General features: G+C 41.7%; 16 protein-coding genes. All 16 read left to right on the top strand.

Annotated features, from left to right (window positions below):
* Window positions 1-3 precede the first annotated feature (3 nt).
* The 16 genes from HUK45_RS00970 to rplS all read left to right on the top strand — a co-directional run bounded on the left by HUK45_RS00970 (window position 4) and on the right by rplS (window position 19804).
* A complete protein-coding gene (locus tag HUK45_RS00970) occupies window positions 4-1710 on the top strand; it encodes a DAK2 domain-containing protein (RefSeq protein ID WP_191910684.1) in 1707 nt (568 codons plus the stop codon).
* Between the two features lie 79 nt (window positions 1711-1789).
* Window positions 1790-3826 carry an ATP-dependent DNA helicase RecG gene (recG, locus tag HUK45_RS00965; RefSeq protein ID WP_191910847.1) on the top strand — a complete coding sequence of 679 codons (2037 nt, stop codon included), beginning with the start codon at window positions 1790-1792 and terminating at the stop codon, window positions 3824-3826.
* Window positions 3827-3839: 13 nt separating this feature from the next.
* Window positions 3840-4847 (top strand): phosphate acyltransferase PlsX, encoded by a 1008-nt coding sequence (gene plsX, locus HUK45_RS00960; RefSeq protein WP_191910683.1) that lies wholly within the window; start codon window positions 3840-3842, stop codon window positions 4845-4847.
* Window positions 4848-4905: 58 nt separating this feature from the next.
* Window positions 4906-5160 carry an acyl carrier protein gene (gene acpP / locus HUK45_RS00955; RefSeq protein WP_003717350.1) on the top strand — a complete coding sequence of 85 codons (255 nt, stop codon included), beginning with the start codon at window positions 4906-4908 and terminating at the stop codon, window positions 5158-5160.
* A gap of 60 nt (window positions 5161-5220) precedes the next feature.
* Window positions 5221-5943: a ribonuclease III gene (rnc, locus tag HUK45_RS00950; protein WP_191910682.1), complete on the top strand. Its 723-nt coding sequence runs from the start codon at window positions 5221-5223 to the stop codon at window positions 5941-5943.
* Window positions 5944-5948: 5 nt separating this feature from the next.
* Window positions 5949-9512: a chromosome segregation protein SMC gene (gene smc, locus HUK45_RS00945; protein ID WP_191910681.1), complete on the top strand. Its 3564-nt coding sequence runs from the start codon at window positions 5949-5951 to the stop codon at window positions 9510-9512.
* Between the two features lie 16 nt (window positions 9513-9528).
* The gene (gene ftsY / locus HUK45_RS00940; RefSeq protein ID WP_191910680.1) at window positions 9529-10944 is read left to right on the top strand and encodes a signal recognition particle-docking protein FtsY; all 1416 of its coding nucleotides are present in this window, start codon (window positions 9529-9531) and stop codon (window positions 10942-10944) included.
* A gap of 14 nt (window positions 10945-10958) precedes the next feature.
* Entirely contained in the window at window positions 10959-11300 is a 342-nt protein-coding gene (locus tag HUK45_RS00935; RefSeq protein WP_191910679.1) for a putative DNA-binding protein, read from the top strand.
* A 3-nt stretch (window positions 11301-11303) separates the two neighbouring features.
* Window positions 11304-12758 (top strand): signal recognition particle protein, encoded by a 1455-nt coding sequence (gene ffh, locus HUK45_RS00930; RefSeq protein WP_191910678.1) that lies wholly within the window; start codon window positions 11304-11306, stop codon window positions 12756-12758.
* Between the two features lie 326 nt (window positions 12759-13084).
* Window positions 13085-15925 carry a mucin-binding protein gene (locus HUK45_RS00925; protein WP_191910677.1) on the top strand — a complete coding sequence of 947 codons (2841 nt, stop codon included), beginning with the start codon at window positions 13085-13087 and terminating at the stop codon, window positions 15923-15925.
* A gap of 83 nt (window positions 15926-16008) precedes the next feature.
* Window positions 16009-16284, top strand: a complete 276-nt coding sequence (rpsP, locus tag HUK45_RS00920; protein WP_003717360.1) for a 30S ribosomal protein S16 — start codon at window positions 16009-16011, stop codon at window positions 16282-16284.
* A gap of 12 nt (window positions 16285-16296) precedes the next feature.
* The gene (locus HUK45_RS00915; protein WP_191910676.1) at window positions 16297-16557 is read left to right on the top strand and encodes a KH domain-containing protein; all 261 of its coding nucleotides are present in this window, start codon (window positions 16297-16299) and stop codon (window positions 16555-16557) included.
* 56 nt (window positions 16558-16613) lie between these two features.
* Window positions 16614-17123, top strand: coding sequence for a ribosome maturation factor RimM (gene rimM, locus HUK45_RS00910; protein WP_191910675.1), 510 nt, complete (start codon window positions 16614-16616; stop codon window positions 17121-17123).
* Window positions 17123-17881 (top strand): tRNA (guanosine(37)-N1)-methyltransferase TrmD, encoded by a 759-nt coding sequence (gene trmD / locus HUK45_RS00905; protein ID WP_191910674.1) that lies wholly within the window; start codon window positions 17123-17125, stop codon window positions 17879-17881. The genes rimM and trmD overlap by 1 nt, the downstream gene beginning before the upstream one ends.
* A 12-nt stretch (window positions 17882-17893) precedes the next feature.
* Window positions 17894-19330: an APC family permease gene (locus HUK45_RS00900; protein ID WP_191910673.1), complete on the top strand. Its 1437-nt coding sequence runs from the start codon at window positions 17894-17896 to the stop codon at window positions 19328-19330.
* Between the two features lie 114 nt (window positions 19331-19444).
* Entirely contained in the window at window positions 19445-19804 is a 360-nt protein-coding gene (gene rplS / locus HUK45_RS00895; protein ID WP_056974551.1) for a 50S ribosomal protein L19, read from the top strand.
* Window positions 19805-19992: the final 188 nt, after the last annotated feature.

The following is a 19992-nucleotide window of genomic DNA, read 5'->3' as shown; positions in this document are numbered from 1 at the left end:
TAATTGGCTGTAACTGAAATTACGAATCTTGAATTTGGCAAAATGGTTCAAGCTGCTGCTAGTAAGCTGAGCAAGAATGCCGAATTTATTAATTCACTGAATGTTTTCCCTGTTCCTGACGGTGATACGGGGACAAACATGACATCTTCAATGGCTAGTGGTGCTAAGTACGAACGCAATGCAAATAGTACTAAGGTTGGCGATTTAGCTGGTGCCTTAGCTAAAGGACTTTTAATGGGTGCCCGGGGGAATTCAGGAGTGATTCTTTCACAAATCTTCCGTGGCTTTGCCAAGGGAGCAGAAGGGAAAGCAGTTCTTGACGCCCATGATTTCGCTGAGGCTTATGCTAATGGTGCGAAAGTTGCGTACAAAGCTGTTATGAAGCCAACTGAAGGGACGATTTTGACTGTTGTCCGTGAATCAGCACAAGCTGGATTGGATAAAGCTAAGCAGACCGACGATATTGTCGAGATTATGCACGCAATTTATGAGGCATCAACGGTTGCGCTTAAGAAAACCCCTGAATTATTGCCTGTTCTTAAGCAGGTCGGGGTTGTTGACTCTGGTGGTCAAGGACTTGTTTTTGTTCTTCAAGCTTTTGATGAAGCCTTAAGTGGTAAGGTTGATAAGGATGATAGTTACAAGCCTGATAATGCCGAAGTTGATGAAATGGTTAAGGCGATGGATCACCAAAGTGTCCAGGGAAAGCTAAATCCGGAAGACATTCAATATACTTATTGTACGCAAATGCTTGTGCGAATTGGTAAGGGAAAACAGGTTAAGCAAAAGTTTGATTATGATACCTTTTACAATTACCTTGCTAAAATGGGTGACAGTCTTCTTGTCCTAAACGATGATTCTGTTGTTCGGGTCCATGTTCATACCGAACACCCCGGCGAAGTCTTATCATGGGGTCAGCAATTTGGTGATCTTCAAACCATTGAAATCCATAACATGGTTTGGCAACAAGAAGAGATTATGGAACACGATGAAGAAGAAGCAGAACGCTCAGAAACACCAATTGACAAAGCCCGTGAAGCAGCTAAGCCTAAGCCAGAAACCGCTGTAATTGCGGTAACGTCTGGTGATGGAATTGCTAAACTGTTAAAGAGCCTTGGAGTAACCCACGTTATCAAGGGTGGTCAAACGATGAACCCAAGTATTCAGGATATTGCGGATGCAATCAATAACAGTGGTGCTAAGCAAGCGATCGTTTTGCCAAATAACGGAAATATCTTTATGGCAGCAGAACAGGCTGCTGACATTGCGGATATTCCAGCCGTCGTGGTTCATAGTAAGACAATTCCTCAAGCGATGACTGCACTTCTTGAATATAATCCAGAAGCATCATTAGAAGATAATCAATCTAATATGGAAACCAATCTTTCTACAGTTAAGAGCGGTGAGGTTACCAACGCTATTCGAGATACCGAAATTGACGGTCAAACGATTAAGAAGGATGACTTCATGGGAATTGTTGATGGAAAGATTGTTAATACCGATCCAGACCTCAAGGAAGCTGCTATCAAGATGGTTAAAAAAATGCTTGATGAAGACAGTGAAATCGTAACAATTCTATATGGACAAGACGGTGATAAAAAGACAGCTGAAGAAATTAAGGCAGCTGTTGAAGAAATGGATGATGAATTGGAAACCGAAATTTATGAAGGTGGCCAACCAGTATACCCATATTTGATTTCCGTTGAATAATTTAAATTAAGGAGTTGGATGCAGAACACCAGTCAACTGATGTCCATCCAACTCTTTTTACGGTGGGGGAGGGAGTATGATGAAAAGTCTTCAGGATCCAGTTTCGGTGTTAAAAGGAGTTGGTCCTAAACGGGTGGCTGATTTAGCAACTTTAAATATCGATACGATTGAAGATTTGCTGACATACTACCCGACAAGGTATGATGACTTTACGCCGAACGACTTAAGGACGGTCAAGGATAAACAACGGGTAACCATTAAAGGAAAGATTGTTTCCGAACCGCTGTTTAGCCGGTTTGGCTACCGGCGAAATCGGCTGAGTTTTCGGTTACAGGTTGGCCAGCAAGTGGTCATGGCCACGTTTTTTAACCAACCATATCTAAAAAAACAAGTGGAGTTAGATCGACAGGTAACCGTAATGGGCAAGTGGGATGCTAGTCGTCAACAGGTAACGGGGACAAAACTAGTAACGACAACAGGAACTCCAGAGAATGAATTTGGTGCCATCTATCCTACAAATAAGCATCTTCGCCAAAGTACCTTGAGATCGTTAATCCGTCAAGCATATGAAGATTACCAGCGGGTTATTCCAACATTACTTCCTACCATGCTTCGCCAAAAATATCGGTTATTAGATCGACGAGAAATGATTAAGGATCTTCACTTTCCGGAAAGTCAAATGGTCGCTAAGGCAGCACGACGAACTGCGGCATATGAGGAGTTCTTTCTATTTCAACTGCGTCTACAGGCAATCAGACGAGCACATCGTCAGGAAGACGGCACACGAATCTTATACCATAATGACGAGTTAAAAGAATTTATTTTTCGGCTTCCATTTGAGCTTACTAATGCGCAAAAGAAGGTTGTCAATGAAATCTGTCGTGATTTACGGCAACCAATTCAAATGAATCGCCTTCTTCAGGGAGATGTCGGTTCTGGAAAGACGATTGTTGCTGCGATTGCCATTTATGCGACAATAAGTGCAGGTTATCAGGCAGCTTTAATGGCGCCAACTGAAATTTTAGCAACTCAACATGCAGAAAAATTAGCTAAAGTCTTCGCGGGTACGCATGTTCATGTTGGCCTGCTTACTGGTTCACTAACCGCTAAACAGCATCGTGAATTAGTTAGCGCAATAAAAAAAGGCGATATCAATTTAATAATTGGAACGCATGCATTAATTCAATCGGACGTAGAGTATGCTAATCTTGGCTTGGTGATTACGGATGAACAGCACCGGTTTGGTGTTAATCAACGTCAACAATTACGGGAAAAGGGTGAACACCCGGACGTTCTTGCCATGACGGCTACACCAATTCCACGGACATTAGCAATTACCTCATATGGTGAAATGGACGTGTCAGTAATTGATGAACTACCAGCAGGGCGGAAACCGATTGAAACGCGTTGGCTAAAAGATAAGCAAAGTAATGATGCCTTAAAGTTTCTTCGTCAACAATTAGCTGGTGGGGCTCAAGCTTATGTTGTTAGTCCGTTAATTGAAGAATCAGAAGCATTGGATGTTCAGAACGCGACTGACCTTTATGAACGATTAGCCAATTACTTTCAGCCAGATTATAAGGTTGGTCTTTTACATGGTCGCTTAAATGGGAACGAAAAGGATGCCGTAATGAAAGAATTTCAAGACGGCAAAATCCAGGTTCTTGTTTCAACAACGGTTGTCGAAGTCGGTGTTGATAATCCTAATGCAACTGTGATGATTATCTACAACGCTGATCGCTTTGGCCTTGCTCAATTACACCAACTGCGCGGGAGAGTTGGGCGTGGAAAACGACAAAGTTATTGTTTGTTAATTGCTGATCCCAAAACCGATGAAGGAACAGCACGAATGAAAACAATGGTTGCAACAACTGATGGGTTTAAGGTTGCCCAACGGGATCTTGAACTTCGTGGAGCAGGTGATGTTCTTGGGGCCAAGCAATCGGGACTTCCTGACTTTAAGGTTGGAGACCCGATTGGTGATTTGAAGATTTTACAAATTGCTAAGGAAGATGCCGCTAACCTATTAGCAACTCCCCATTGGGATCAGGTGGATGATAATCAGCCACTAGTACTCTACTTAAAACGAAACCAACTTGAAACACACTTTGACTAGGAGGATTAATATAATGAAAATTGCTGTAGATGCAATGGGCGGTGATAATGCCCCTAAAGCAATTATTGAAGGGGTCGAAGAGGCACGGGACTTGTATCCTGATTTGACCTTTGATCTCTATGGTAACCCGGATAAAATTAAAGCGGTGATTACTAATCAGGATCGTTTAAAAATCGTTGAAACTACTGAAGAAATCTCGATGGGTGAAGAGCCGGTTCGGGCGATTCGCAAGAAAAAGGATTCTTCAATTGTTCAGGCTGCTAAAGCGGTTAAGGAAGGGGATGCGGATGCATTCTTTTCTGCTGGGAATACAGGAGCTGTTCTGGCTGCGGGAATCTTTATTGTTGGACGAATTCATGGAATCGATCGACCAGGACTAACCAGTATCCTTCCCATTGCTAAGCCGGGATCTAAACGTCAAAATTTTGTTTACCTTGATACCGGTGCTAACGCTGAAAGTAAAGAGAAGAATCTTGTTCAATTTGCTTATCTTGGTAAATTTTACGCAGAAAAGGTTCTCGGAGTTGCTAATCCGCGAATTGCACTGCTTAATAATGGTGCTGAAGAGGATAAGGGTGATCAGCTCCATAAGGATGTTTGGCAGCTGCTTAATACAGAAAAAGAACTTAACTTTATCGGCAATGTTGAATCCGGCGACCTCTTATTTGGTAAGGCTGACGTCATTGTTAGCGATGGTTGGACGGCCAATGCTGCTTTGAAAGCAACTGAAGGAACTGCCAAAATGATGATGACATTAATTAAGGATGGTATCCTAAATGGTGGTATCCGTGCTAAGCTAGGTTATTTAATGTTGAAACCGGTCTTTCATCGGATTGGGCAGGAAATGAGTGCTTCAACTTATGGAGGCGCCGTTCTCCTGGGGTTAAAAGCTCCCGTAGTTAAAACACACGGTTCATCAGACGCCACAGCCGTTAAAAATACCATTAGTCAGATTCGGACAATGCTAAAAACTGGTGTTATTGAGGAAACCGTTAAATTTTTTAACCAAAACAATGAGTAGACAAGAAGGCAAAAAACGCCTAAAATAGTAGCGAACTAATAAAGAGAGGTAACAGTCAATGGCTGAAGATAAAAAGCAAGAAATCTTTAATAAGGTTTCAGAAATCGTGGCTGATCACTTTGATGTTGATCGGGCAAAAATTACCGATGAATTAAATTTAAAAACAGATCTAGATGCTGATTCAATTGACTTTGTTGAATTTGTCCTTGAGCTTGAGGATACGTTTGGTGAAGAAATTGATGATGAAGATGCTGAAAAGTTAAGTACGATTGGTGAAGTAGTTGACTACATTGCCGAACATACCGCTGATTAATAATTCTTTGAGGTCCGCGATGAAGGCTTGTACTTTATCGCGGCTTTTTTCACATCTTTAATGAAGAGAAAGGAAGTTTTTACTATTAAGAATTTACAAGACTACCTGGCCAAGGAATTTGATATTCATTTTACTAATCCTGATTTGCTAGCGGAAGCATTTACTCAGGCTTCATACGTAAATGAACACCCTCATCAAGGACTTAAATTTTATGAACGGATTGAATTTCTTGGCGATGCTGTGTTGGAATTGATTGTTTCCGAATACATCTATAAACGTTTTCCAGAATTACCACAGGGAAAGTTGACCCGTCTACGGGCTGCAATGGTTTGCGAAGATAGTTTTTCTAAATTCGCTAAAGAATGTCATTTCGACCAATACATTCGCTTGGGCCATGGTGAAGAAATGGCCGGTGCTCGTCAACGTCCAGGATTGCTTTGTGATATTTTTGAATCATTTATTGGGGCCCTTTACTTAGATCAGGGACGACCTGCCGTTGAAAAGTTTGTTCAACGAGTAATCTTCCCTAAGCTTGATTTGGGTTGGTTTGACCATGCTGTTGATGCTAAAACAAGCCTTCAGGAATTTTTACAACGCGACGGTGATGTTGATATTGAATACCACCTTCTTCAGGAATCGGGGACGGAAAACGATCCAGAGTTCAAAGTTAATGTTTCAGCTGATGGGAAGGTAATCGGTGAGGGTACTGGTTCCTCTAAGAAACATGCTGAAATGCAAGCAGCAAGTCAAGCACTTAATAAACTCCGTCAAGAAGGTAAGTAGGCACTATGCAGTTATTATCTCTAACATTGGATGGCTTTAAGTCCTTTGCTCAGAAGACAACAATTAAATTTGAACCAGGAATGACAGGAATTGTTGGCCCAAACGGCAGTGGAAAGAGTAATATTATTGAAGCAATTCGCTGGGTAATGGGTGAACAATCCGCTCATCAGCTTCGTGGTGATAAAATGGCTGATGTGATTTTTAACGGTTCCAGTGACCGCAAACCGCTTAATCGGGCACTTGTATCAATCACTTTTGACAATAGCGATCATTACCTTGCCAGTGATTTTACTGAATTAACAATTACTCGAAAGCTGTATCGAAATGGTGATAGTGAATATCTGGTTAATGGTCAAGAAGTTCGGTTAAAGGATATTACTGATTTATTCATTGATTCTGGGTTAGGTCGGGAGTCCTTTTCTATTATTTCCCAGGGACAAATTGAGGCAATTTTTAACGGTAAGCCAGCTGATCGTCGTTCAATTATTGAAGCGGTGGCTGGAGTTGCAAAATACAAGAAAAATAAGGATACTGCTGAAAAACGGCTGAGCTCAACTATGGATAATCTTAACCGGGTTAACGATATTATTGCTGAGTTGACGAGTCAGCTGGAACCATTAGCTGATGAAAGTGCCCTTGCTGAGGATTATTTAGAGCAGAAAGGGCAATATGATCTTCTCGACCGGACCCAAACAGTACGTCTTTATGAGCAAACTAGTAAGGAATTAACAAATCTGAAAGCTAAGCTAGCGACTGATCAAAAGCTGGTCAGTGATTATACTGCTCAACTTACCAAGTCAACAGCGGGATTGAACCAGTTAAAGCAACAACAAGGTAATTTGCAGACGCAAAAAGACCAACTTCAGGCTCAAATTCTGACGACTACCGAAATGATTGGTAAATTGCAAAATCAGCAATCGGTGTCTTCAATTAAACGTGAGCAGCAGCTTCAGGAACGCGAGCGATTAACTAATCAACTGCAGAAGCTTAAACAGCAACAAACAGAGGTTGACCAAAAATTAACTCAGGCTAATGAACAGGTTCAGTCACAAAAAGGGGCAATTGCCAATCATCAGGAAGAATTAGCTGCTGCCAAGCGAATGACTAGTAGTCAACGGATTCAGCATGCTAATGAAAAACTAGAAGAATTGCGGGGAAATCAAGTTGATTTAATGCAACAAATTACAACCCTGCAAAACCAGCAAGCTTTTCTGAAAAGTAATCACGAGCAAACCATCAACGCACAACAGCAAAGTAATGCTGAGCTTCAGGCTGCTCAACAACGATTAACTGAAATTAAAGCTCAAGAAGCAACCGCTAAAAAAGAAGCAACGGACCAGCAAGCCCACGTTACCAATCTTCAAAGCCAGTTAAAAAGCCAGCAGGAGAAGCAGGAAAGCATACAGAGACAGTATCAAGAAGCTCAACGTTCTTGGTACCAATCACTTGGGGATGTTCATTCACTCCAGTCACGGCTAAAAAATTATCATTCAATGCAGGAAGAATATTCTGGATACTATCAGGGTGTTCAGACCGTTTTGAAGCAACGGCAACAGTTTTCAGGCCTTGATGGTGCTGTAAACGAGCTGCTGGATGTTCCAGAAAAATATACAACGGCGATTGAGACGGTTCTCGGTAGTCAGTTACAACAATTAGTAGTTGATCACCAGGCGACTGCTAAGCAGATCATTAATTATTTGGTCCGTCGTCGTGCGGGACGTGTGACTATCTTGCCCCTTGATACGTTAAGGCATTATCAGGCTTCAACAATTTTTAACCAATTACGGTCATTGCCTGGGTATATTGGCCGGGCAACTGAATTAATCAATTATGATCCTAAGTATGATGTGGTTGCACAACACCTTCTAGGAAATACGGCTGTAGTTGACAATCTTGATCACGCAACAGAGATTTCTCGACACGGTCATCACTATGTCAGGGTGGTAACGCTTGATGGTCAATTGATTAATGCTAGCGGATCAATGACCGGGGGTGCCAATCGTCACCAACGAATCGGCTTGCTTAGTCAAAAGCAATTAGCTAGCCAGCTGCAAAATGCTCTTAATAAGGAACAAGTTACGGCAGGTCAATTGGAAAAACGAGTTGCCCAATTGCAGGCTACCCAAAAAGAAATTGACGAGCAGTTAACCGATTTACAGACTCATTTGCACCAGGCAAGTGAAAAGCTTCATTCGGCAACCGGCCAACAGCAAGTGTTACAAAATCAGTGTCAAGCAGTTGAACGTCAAGTAGCTGCTCTTAAGTTTCAATCGGGGCAACAGAATGATCAACACGCTGATTATGAGCAAAAAGTACAGCAAAATATTCAACAGTTGAAAGATGCTCAGCAGCAGTTTGATGTTAATAAACAGCGGACTACTGAACTACAGGAACAAATTAAGCAGTTTCAAAGTGATGAATCAGCGCAAAGTCAGCAGCTTCACCAGATGGAGCAGTGGATTGCGGTTGCTCAGGAACGGTTGCAACAACTTAAGAGTAGTCGTCATGCTCTGCAACAGGAGAAAAACTCACTGCAAATCAAAGCCGATCACCTTGAACGACAAATTCAACAGCTTAATTTACAAATTAATAGTGATCATGCAGATAATGAATCAAATACAACAGCTTTGCAGGATGCGACTCGGCAATTAGCGGCCGTTAAACAACGGTTAGTTACTGCTAAGGAGAAACTGACCTCGCTTAGTGAACAGGTTGCTAATGCTGAAGGAGAACATAACCGATTACGCGATTTATTAGCGGCAGCAACAAATGAATTGAACCATTTTGATGCTCAACGGATTCGTCATGAATCACAGTTAGATAGTTACCTGAATCATTTGAGTTCGCAGTATTCAATGACCATTGGTGAGGCAAAGGAAAAGATTAGCGATCTCCCGGATGATCAACTGAAGATTAAGCTGAAACTGTTAAGGCGGGGATTAGCTGACCTTGGTGAAGTCAATACTGGAGCGATTGCTGAATATAAACGGGTTAAGGAACGGTATGATTTCTTATCAACACAGCAAGCAGACTTATTAGCTTCGCGTGATCAATTAAATGAAACAATGAATGAAATGGACGAGCAGGTTAAAACAAGGTTTAGCGAAACGTTTAATAAGGTTTCAGCTGCATTTGACCAGACGTTCCAGCAGATCTTTGCCGGTGGTCATGCGCGGTTAGTCCTAACGGATCCCCATGATATTTTGACAACGGGAATTGATATTATGGCCCAGCCACCCGGGAAGAAGAATCAGCGAATGAGTCTCCTTTCAGGTGGTGAAAAGGCGTTAACCGCAATTACTCTGTTATTTGCAATCCTCAAAGTACGGCCAGTACCATTTGCAATTCTCGATGAACCTGAAGCAGCACTTGATGAAGTCAATGTGCAGCGCTTTGCTAACTACCTGAGCCATTTTGGAAATGATGGTCCGCAATTTATTGTTATTACTCACCGTAAGGGAACAATGATGAATGCCAATGTCCTTTATGGGGTAACAATGCAGGAGTCAGGAGTATCCAGAATGGTTTCCGTTGATGTGATCGATACCTTAGAAAGTTCAAACGACTAGGAAGAAGGCGTAATTTATGGGATTATTTGATATTTTTCGTCGGCATAAAAAGCACGAAGATAAGCAGGAGGAGCGGCCCCAACAGGAAGAGAAAGAAGAGCAGAAAGTCGCTGATGCTCACGTTGATAGTGAGGTAGCAACGACTTCACAAAGTGCTAGTAGTGAATCCGAAGCACAGGAAGAAGCTCCTGAGGTTGATCAAGATTCCTCTACAACTACAGAAGCGCAACCGCAAAATGAAGAAGTTTCTGATGATTCACTTTCGGGATCTTCATCTTCTGTTGAACAAAATGCAGAATCAGCAAGTACTATTGAAGAAGAAACTGTCACGAGTCGAAATGATGAACCAGAAGAAGAGGCTCCAACAACAAAAAGTAGTTCTCAAGTAGCAGAAGTGTCGACTCCTGCACCTGAAAGTGAAGTTAATGATGATGTTCAGGAAGAAGCAGAAGAATCAGCAGCTGCAAGTGATGACGAAACTGTTGATGAGGAAAGCACAGCAGCAAAATATGATCAGGGACTAGAAAAATCACGGACAGGATTTGGTGCTCGTCTTAATCGCTTTTTAGCTAATTTTCGTCATGTTGATGAGGACTTCTTTGATGATCTGGAAGATTTACTGATTGAGTCCGATGTTGGTTACGATATGGCAATGAAACTTAGTGATGAGCTTCGTGAAGAGGTAAAACTGCAAAACGCTAAGAGCAAGCAGGAAGTTTCTAACGTTATTATTGAAAAAATGGTTGATCTTTATGACAGAGCAGGAAAAGATGAAAAGTCCGACCTGAACTTTGCCAAGGAAGGGCCAACCGTGATCATGTTTGTTGGTGTTAATGGTGCTGGGAAGACAACTACCATTGGAAAGATGGCGGCATTATTTAAGAGCCAGGGGAAGAAAGTCCTTTTGGCAGCGGCTGATACTTTCCGGGCAGGTGCTACTGAACAACTTGACATTTGGGCTAAGCGTGATGGTGTTGATATCGTTACCGGCCCAGAGAATGGTGATCCGGCTGCGGTTGTATTTGATGCTGTTCAGAAGGCAAAAAAAGAGAACTATGACATTTTATTCGTTGATACCGCAGGAAGGTTACAGAATAAGGTTAATTTGATGAAGGAATTGGCCAAGATGAAGCGGATCTTAACTCGTGAAATTCCTGATGCCCCGCATGAAGTTCTCCTTGTATTGGATGCAACAACCGGTCAAAATGCTTTGAACCAGGCTAAATTATTTAAGGAAAGCACGGATGTTACCGGAATTGTCCTGACTAAGCTTGACGGAACTGCTCGCGGGGGAATTGTCCTAGCTATCAGGAATGAACTTCATCTTCCGGTGAAGTATGTCGGTTTGGGTGAAAAGGTTAATGATCTACAGAAATTCGATGCAAGTGAATTTGTCTATGGCCTATTTAAGGATTTAGTTGAAGTTGATTAGTTAAGGAGTTGCTGATGGAAATTGAAAAAAACGAGCGGATTAATTCGCTGTTTGAGTTTTATCAACCGCTCTTAACGGAGAAGCAAAACCAGTATCTTGAGCTTTATTATGCTGATGATTTTTCGCTTGGTGAGATTGCTGAAAACTTCAACGTAAGTCGTCAAGCAGTGTATGATAATATTAAACGGACTGAAAAGATCTTAGAAGCTTATGAAGCTAAGTTACATTTAGACGCTGAGTTTCAAGCACGGAATAAGCAGGCTGATGAAATTCAGCAATACGTTAAACGACATTATCCAGATGATCAACAGTTAAATAAACTTGTGGGCCGTTTGGAAAATTTGGAGGAAGAATAAAAGATGGCATTTGAAGGATTGACAGATCGTCTTCAAAAGGCGATGGAAAAGCTACGACGGAAGCCTAAAGTTACCGAAGCTGACCTTCGTGAAACAATGCGAGAAATTCGGCTAGCATTATTGGAAGCCGATGTTAACTTCGCTGTTGTAAAAGATTTCGTTAAGAAGGTTCGGGAGAAGGCCGCTGGTGCGGAAGTCCTTAAGGGATTAAATCCAGCCCAACAAATTGTTAAAATTGTTAATGATGAGTTAACTGAATTAATGGGTGAAGAAGCGGTGCCGCTTAATAAGGCCGCTCATATTCCGACCGTTATTATGATGGTTGGTCTTCAAGGGGCCGGTAAAACGACGACTGCTGGTAAGTTAGCCCTCCGCTTGAAAAATGAAGATAAGGCGCGACCACTGTTTATTGCTGCCGATGTTTATCGACCTGCCGCAATTACCCAGTTAAAGCAGGTAGCTGATCAGATCGATGTTCCTGTTTTTGAAAAGGGAACTGACGTTGATCCAGTTGAAATTGTTCGTCAAGGGATGGAAGTTGCTAAGCAAAATCATAACGACTATGTAATTATCGATACTGCTGGTCGGCTGCAAATTGATGAACAATTGATGGATGAGTTAGCAAATATTAAGCAGCTCGTTAACCCTGATGAAATTCTGTTGGTAATTGACTCCATGACTGGACAAAATGCTGTCAATACGGCTCAGGGATTTGACGACAAACTTGATATTACCGGTGTAGTATTGACCAAGCTTGATGGTGACACCCGTGGTGGTGCTGCTATGTCAATTCGTGCCGTTACTGGAAAGCCAATTAAATTCGTCGGTGAAGGGGAAAAGATGGAGGATCTTGATGTCTTCCACCCTGACCGAATGGCTTCACGAATCCTGGGAATGGGGGACATGATGACCCTAATTGAAAAGGCCCAGAAGGATTTCGATGAAGAACAGGTTCAAGCAACAATGGATAAGATGCGTGAAAACACCTTTGATTTCAACGACTTCTTATCACAAATGGATCAAGTAACCAAGATGGGGCCATTAGAAAATATTATTAAAATGATGCCGGGGATGGCTAATAATCCTGCATTAAAGAACTTGAACCTTGATCCAAAACAATTAGACCATATTCGGGCTATTATTTATTCCATGACTCCAGAGGAACGAGAGAATCCTGACTTAATGAATCCAAGTCGGCGTCGGCGGTTAGCCGCTGGTGCTAGCCGGCCGATTGTGGAAGTTAACCGAATGATTAAGCAATTTAATCAGATGCGGAAGATGATGAAGCAAGTTACCAATGGTAATTTTAATGGGATGCAAAACATGTTTGGCGGGCAAATGCCGGGAATGCCAGGTGGCCGAATGGGACAAATGGCTATGAGCCACATGGCACGGAAGATGAAAAAGGATAAGCAGAAGCGGATTAAGAAGTTACGGAAATTACGGAAAAAACATTAAATAAGCAATAACCAGTTAGTTAAGGGCGATAAGTGATTAACTAACTGGTTATTATTTTTGAATTATTATAAAGAAAATAATTCGTTGAAAATTGCAAACTAATATGTACTTTAATAGACATTATCCTTGATTGTGAAAAACTAATTAAGTCGATAAATTATTAAATTCCAATTTTTCTAATTATCAATTGATTGATTTAAAAATAGTCGTCTTGCTATCAAAAACTTAAAGGGCTAAAATTACGGTGTTTTGGGGATCTGCAATTAGCTTTTTTCTAAAACTACAAGCTATATAGAGAAATATAGCCGATAGGTGGAGTGATTAATATGGTTTCAAAGGGAAATAAAAAGTACTTAATGACAAAACAGGAACGGTTGATTCCGCATTATGGATTACGGAAGTTAAGCGTAGGGGTTGCTTCTGTATTGCTATCAACGTCAATTTTAATGGGGATGGCCACAAAAGCTCAGGCTGATACTGTTGACGGAGAAGCTAATCAGGAGATTGGTCAAACTGATAAATCTTTGGTTAATAATGCGACTAATTCAGTTACCTTGAAAAATAATCAAGCACCGACTGCAATTTCGACAATCCAAGATCAGGATCAGACACCAGTAGAATCAACTACTGCGAATACAGATTCTCAGCAGGTTGGCAAAACAATTAATGTTGTTACCCATAACGTTACTGAAACTACTGGGGATAAGGCGACAGGACAACGGGGGACGACCAACCTTGAGCTGAAGATGACAATATCAGCTGAAGATGCGCAGCAAATTAAAGCTGGTGATTATATTGATATTCGATTGGGGATGCCGTATACCACAGAAGATGGAAGTAGTTACGTCTTTAGTTATGGTGCCGTAAATGATAGTAAGGATAATACTAGGGCCCTTAAATATCAAAATCAGGTAATTGGATATATTGTCCCTGCTGGTGATACCGAGAGTTATAAGCAGTCATTTCCTGAAGCCTCTTCGACTGGGGCAATTAAGTGGACAGTAATTGATAATCAGAATAAGGATGATATAAGTAGTGCCGGAAGCAATGGTTATTACCGGGTAATTTTTAACGATGTCTTAAGCAAGTACTTAAAGAACCATTCTGGAAAAAGCGGTGTGGTTGATATTAAGGCTAAGATGGTTTGGTACAACACCAGTAGTAATGGTGATAAGCAGGCTTTAAAGCCAAGTGAGACAATTACCCTTTATAGTGATAATGGTGAGACGAGTTACTCTCCCCAAAATGATCTTCAAATTGGTAATCAAACATTCACCAGTGGAATTAGCATTAGTGTAATTGCAAAGAAGAAAGGTGAAAGCTCTGTTCCAGTAACTTCAAAGTCTCAAGCAATTGATCATACGAGTAATACCCCAGCACATTTATGGCGGACAATTGATGGTAAAGAGGTGCTGCAAGTTACCAATAATCAAGCACAGGGTGTTGGGATTTCTTTAGATAATTTAGGTCAAAACTTTACAATTACTGTTACAAAACCGGCTTCTAATGATGATGTAACAATTAATTTTGTCAGTGCTAGTGACTTACAGAAAGCATTACAAGATCTAGTTGTTCCGCTGGATTCCAAAGTATCTTCAAACTTAGTGGATAAATTGACTACTACTGGTAATTACTACCTGTCTGATCAGTTTGTTTATCCGAAACCAAAAGTTAACGTAACGGCTGTAAAAAATGATGAGAATAAAATAACATACCACGTGACAGTGGATGGTGACTATAAAGGATTCAAAGTCACTTCGGCTGCGAATGGGATTGAACTGTCTCCCGTTACTTTAATTACCTGGATGCCTACCAGAAAAGGTGCGTTATTGCCTGGAAAGAAAATTAATAATTCGAAGGAAGATCATGATCAAGCTACTTATTTCAATCAGGATCTTCATAATTGGCTCTATGGTTACTCAATTCGGGATCGGGATGTTCGTAATTACATGAATACCCATCCTTGGCATGTAACTGTAACTAGCCAAAATGGAAAATATGATACTGATTATGGCTACTGGATTGATATGGGAACCGATTCTAAGCCAGTAAATCAGGCAGATGTTAATTCCACATTTTATGGTTTCGTTAACCAAACAATCCATTATGTTGATGCAGATGGTAATCAAATGATGGGCGATAAAGGGAAGCCTATTGCTGATAAAGTTCAGCAGGTTACCTTTACTAGTGATACTGGAGCAAGCGGATCTTTTAAGGCAGACAGTTACTTCAGTGATATCGAAATTCCTGGAGTAAAGGGTTATTCAACTTATCGGGGCAAAAAGTCAGATGGTAAGAAGATAATCTACAGTGGCGGAAAGATTACTAAGATTGGTGATGAAGGCCACTTCACGTACCCGCATAATAATTTTGTTGAATATGTTGTGTATGTTAAGAATAGTGAGCCAACTCCAGTAAACCCACAGCCTGATCCGAAGCCGAAGCCTGATCCAGAGCCGACGCCAAAACCAATTCCAGTAAAAGTTAGTAAAACAATTACTGAAACGATTCACTATGTCTATCAGGATGAAACCAAAGCGGCAGATGATAAAACGCAACAAGTCACCTTTACGCGAAATGGCGCCAAAACAGCTGAAGGTATTACTTGGGATAACTGGACACCTGCAGAAAGAATATTTGCTGAGGTAGAATCACCTGAAATCAAGGGCTATACTCCTGATATAAAGGTAATTAGTGAAATTAAGGTAACCTCAGAAGATAACAACATTGTAAAAACGGTTATTTATACTAAAAACTCAATTCCAACTCCAGAACCTCAGCCGGATCCAACACCTCAGCCTAAACCTAATCCAGCTCCGACACCAACCCCAGATCCGCAACCAGAACCTCAGCCACAGCCAGGGCCAACACCTAAACCTAAACCTGATCCAATCCCGACTCCCACTCCGGCGCCAGAACTAACACCAGTTCCTAATAGCTCAGATTCGACGCCAGTACCAGAGCCAGCACCACAATCAGGGATAGATAATCCTTCTCCTAAGTCTGATAGCTTAGTTGAACCTAAAGCGAAGACACGGTTAGTTCAAACAGGCCATCGCCAATTACCACAAACGGGATTAGGCCAAGGCAAGGGATTAATGGTTCTTGGGATTGTCAGCTTATTGACTAGTTTTGGCCTTGGAGTGAAGAAAAAGAAAAATATTTAAGCTGTCAAGAAAAAATACTTTACATTCTTTTAGAAGACTGGTATATTATTATCTGTTAAGAAATTTATAGGGAGGTGCAAAGAATGTCCGTTAAAATTCGTTTAAAGCGTATGGGTTCAAAGAAGCGTCCATTCTACCGTATTGTTGTAGCTGACTCACGTGCACCACGTGATGGTCGTTTCATTACTTCTTTAGGTACTTACAACCCATTGACCACTCCTAAGGAAATCAAGTTTGACGAAGATGCCATTATGGATTGGTTACAAAAGGGTGCTCAACCTTCTGACACTGTTCGTAACATGCTTCAAAAGGCTGGAGTTATGAAGAAGTTCCACGAATCAAAGTATGCTAAGAAGTAGTGATGTTTAGTCATGACTGAGACAAATATTGAAGGGCTGGTTCGTAGTTTAGTAACTCCATTGTTAGAACATCCGGATGCTCTAACAATTACCGAGTCTGAGGATGATCGGTTTCAGCGCTACGTTGTTGATGTTCATCCCCAAGATGTTGGTCGCTTAATTGGGCGGCAGGGACATATTGCTTCAGCACTGCGTACGGTCGTTGAAGGAGCACGTCCACGACGATCCAATTCAAAAAAGGTCCGGTTACTAATAAATGACCACCGTCACTAAAATAAAAACTCCCACACTAACCTGTGGGAGTTTTTGTCAATTTTAGGAGAATTTAAATGAAATTTTATAATGTTGGAAAAATAGTAAATACTCACGGGATCCGTGGTGAAGTTCGGGTGATTCCAACGACCGACTTTATTGATGAACGGTTTGCTAAGGGTGCCAAACTATATTTGGATAATCAACAGGCTGAGCCATTAGGGTTAACAATTGAATCATCACGTCCACATAAGGGTTCAATTCTTGTTAAGTTTGTTGGGTATGACAATATTAATGATGTTGAAAACTTCCGCAATCGTGAGCTAAGAGTTAGTGAAGAGGATCAACAGCCACTCGAAGAAGGTAGTTATTATTACCACCAAATTATTGGCTTAACCGTTAAGACAATTGATGGTCGTGAATTAGGGAAGATTAAGGAGATCCTTTCTCCTGGTGCCAATGATGTTTGGGTTGTTCAACGACCACATCAAGCCGACTTATTGTTACCTAAGATTGATGATGTGGTAAAAAAGGTTGATCTGGATAATGGCGTAGTTGAGGTGGAACTATTGGAGGGACTTGAATAATGCGAATTGATATTTTAAGCCTATTTCCTGATATGTTTCAGGCAACGCTTGGCGAATCAATTGTTGGTAAGGCACAGGATAATGGTTTCCTCGATATCAAGGTAACGGATTTTCGTGATTATACTGATAATAAGCACAACCGGGTTGATGACACGCCATTTGGTGGCGGTGCGGGAATGCTTCTCCAAGCGCAACCAATTTTTGATGCAATGGCAGCAATTGATGAAGAGACAAAGGATCGTTATCCCAAAGGAAGGGTAATCTTGATGGATCCTGCAGGACGAAAGTTTGATCAGGACTATGCCCAAGAATTATCACAGGAAGAACACCTTACATTTATCTGTGGTCACTATGAGGGGTATGATGAGCGAATTCGGAGCTTAGTGACAGATGAAGCGTCATTAGGTGATTATGTCCTTACTGGCGGTGAACTGGCTGCAATGGTGATGATCGATGCTACTGTCCGCTTTGTTCCTGGTGTTTTGGGGAATATGTCTTCACCAATGGGCGATTCCTTTAGTAATGGCTTGCTAGAATATCCACAATATACTCGACCTGCTGATTTTCGGGGAATGAAAGTTCCTGAAGTTTTAACCAGTGGTAATCACCAGAAAATAAAAGAATGGCGTCAACGTGAGGCATTACGACGGACGCTTGAACGGCGCCCAGATTTGTTAAAGACGGCCAAACTGACCCGTGAACAACAACTAATGCTTGAAGATTTGAAACTCGATCAAGACCCGGATGTACCGGACTAGAAAGGGGTTCAAATGAAAAAGTTTATTCAGCGATTATTATGGAAACAGGATCCGGCCCTTTACCGTAGTAAGGATGCCAAATTAACGCCGAGTTTGCGGACAATTGATTTAATTGGTCTAGGGACCGGGATGGTTGTCGGAACAGCAATCTTTACCTTGCCAGGAATTGTGGCTGCTGAACATACGGGGCCAGCAGTTCCGTTGGCATTTATCGTTGCAGCAATTGGTGCCGGCTTATCAGCGTTAGCGTATGCCGAGACTTCATCAGTATTGCCGTTTGCTGGTTCAGCCTTTTCATGGATTAATGTTCTTTTTGGCGAGTTCTTCGGGTGGATTGCTGGCTGGGCGCTTTTGGCTGAGTATTTTATTTCAGTTGCTTTCGTTGCGTCAGGCTGGTCAGCCTATATGCAGGGATTTCTCGCTAGTTTTGACATTAAGTTGCCAGTAGCATTAACCGGGGGCTTCAATCCGCAACGGGGTTCATATGTTGATCTCTTAGCTGCGATTGCTATTTTAGCCGTGGGAATTTTAATTTCTCGTGGGGTTCACCAGGTGAGCCGGATTGAAAATATTATTGTCAGCGTGAAGCTCCTGGTTATTTTAATGTTTATTGTTGTCGGGATGACGGCTATTCATCCGCAAAACTATTCGCCATTTATTCCCCCTCATGTTGCTGGAACAACATTTGGTGGCTGGCAGGGGATCCTTGCTGGGACAGCCCAAATTTTTATTGCTTACGTTGGCTTTGACGCGATTGCGGCTAATACGGCAGAAACGATTAATCCCCAGAAGACAATGCCACGGGGATTAATTGGGACGCTGATCTTAGGCACTGGTTTCTTCATTGCGGTGTCCCTTGTCCTTGTGGGGATGTTTAAGTACAGTCGCTATGCAAATAACGCGGAACCTGCTGCCTGGGCACTCCGTCAGTCTGGTCATTATCTTACCGCTAACCTATTATCAATCGTTGCTATCGTTGGAATTTTTTCGGCGTTAATTGCGATTTTATTAGCCTCATCACGACTTATCTATGCCTTTGGACGGGATGGCCTTCTTCCTCGCGGCCTAGGTCATATTGACCATAAACACGTTCCTAATCATGCATTATGGATGATTACGTTCCTGGCAATGATTTTAGGATCAGTTTTCCCGTTTACATTTTTGGCAACACTAGTATCAGCGGGTACTCTGGTGGCATTTATCTTTGTTTCTCTGGGAATTTACGCCCTCCGTCCTCGAGAAGGGAAGGATCTGCCTGCAGCCCAGTTTAAAATGCCCGGTTATCCGGTATTGCCAGCGATTTCTGCTTTATTTTCTGCAGTAATTTTCTGGGGATTAAATGCTGATGCTAAGATTATGATGGTTCTTTGGTTCCTTATCGGCTTAATTATTTACTTTGCCTATGGGATTCGCCATTCGATTATTAATCAGGAACATCAGTCAAAATAACCCTTGAAAGGAAAATAAAAAGCTAGTATAGTAATAGATGGCTGTTTAGCCATAAGAAACGGTATTCCGCTGCCCACATCGGACATGAATGTCGGCGAAAGGAAAGAATTTTTTATGCGTCAAAACAAGTTAATCGAAAAGATTACTGCAAGTCAATTACGGGATGACATTCCAGATTTCCGTGCCGGTGATACTGTTCGGGTTCACGCCCTCATTGTTGAAGGTTCACGTGAACGTGTTCAGATGTTTGAAGGTATCGTTATCAAGCGTCACGGTGCTGGTATCAGTGCTACCTACACTGTTCGTAAGATCAGTAACGGTGTTGGTGTTGAACGGACTTTCCCAGTTCACTCACCACGTGTTGCTAAGATTGACGTTCTTCGTCATGGTCGTGTACGTCGTGCTAAGTTATACTACTTACGTGAACGTACTGGTAAGGCTACTCGGATTGCTGAAAAGCGTCGCGACAAGTAGTAGCTTGGAACCCTTGTGTAGCAGGGGTTCTTTTTTTGTTTTAAATTAAAATTGATCATAAAAAAATGGGGCTGTGACATAAGTCCTTTAAATTAAGAGAACCGTTCGGAATTTCATTTGAAATTCTGAGCGGTTCTTCCTTTTCTTAAAATTAATACTAAATATGGACAGCCTCCCGGCGATCTTTT

The sequence above is a fragment of the Limosilactobacillus urinaemulieris genome (assembly GCF_014838745.1).
Lineage (GTDB): Bacteria > Bacillota > Bacilli > Lactobacillales > Lactobacillaceae > Limosilactobacillus > Limosilactobacillus urinaemulieris.
This window is presented reverse-complemented; position numbering and strand designations above follow the sequence as displayed.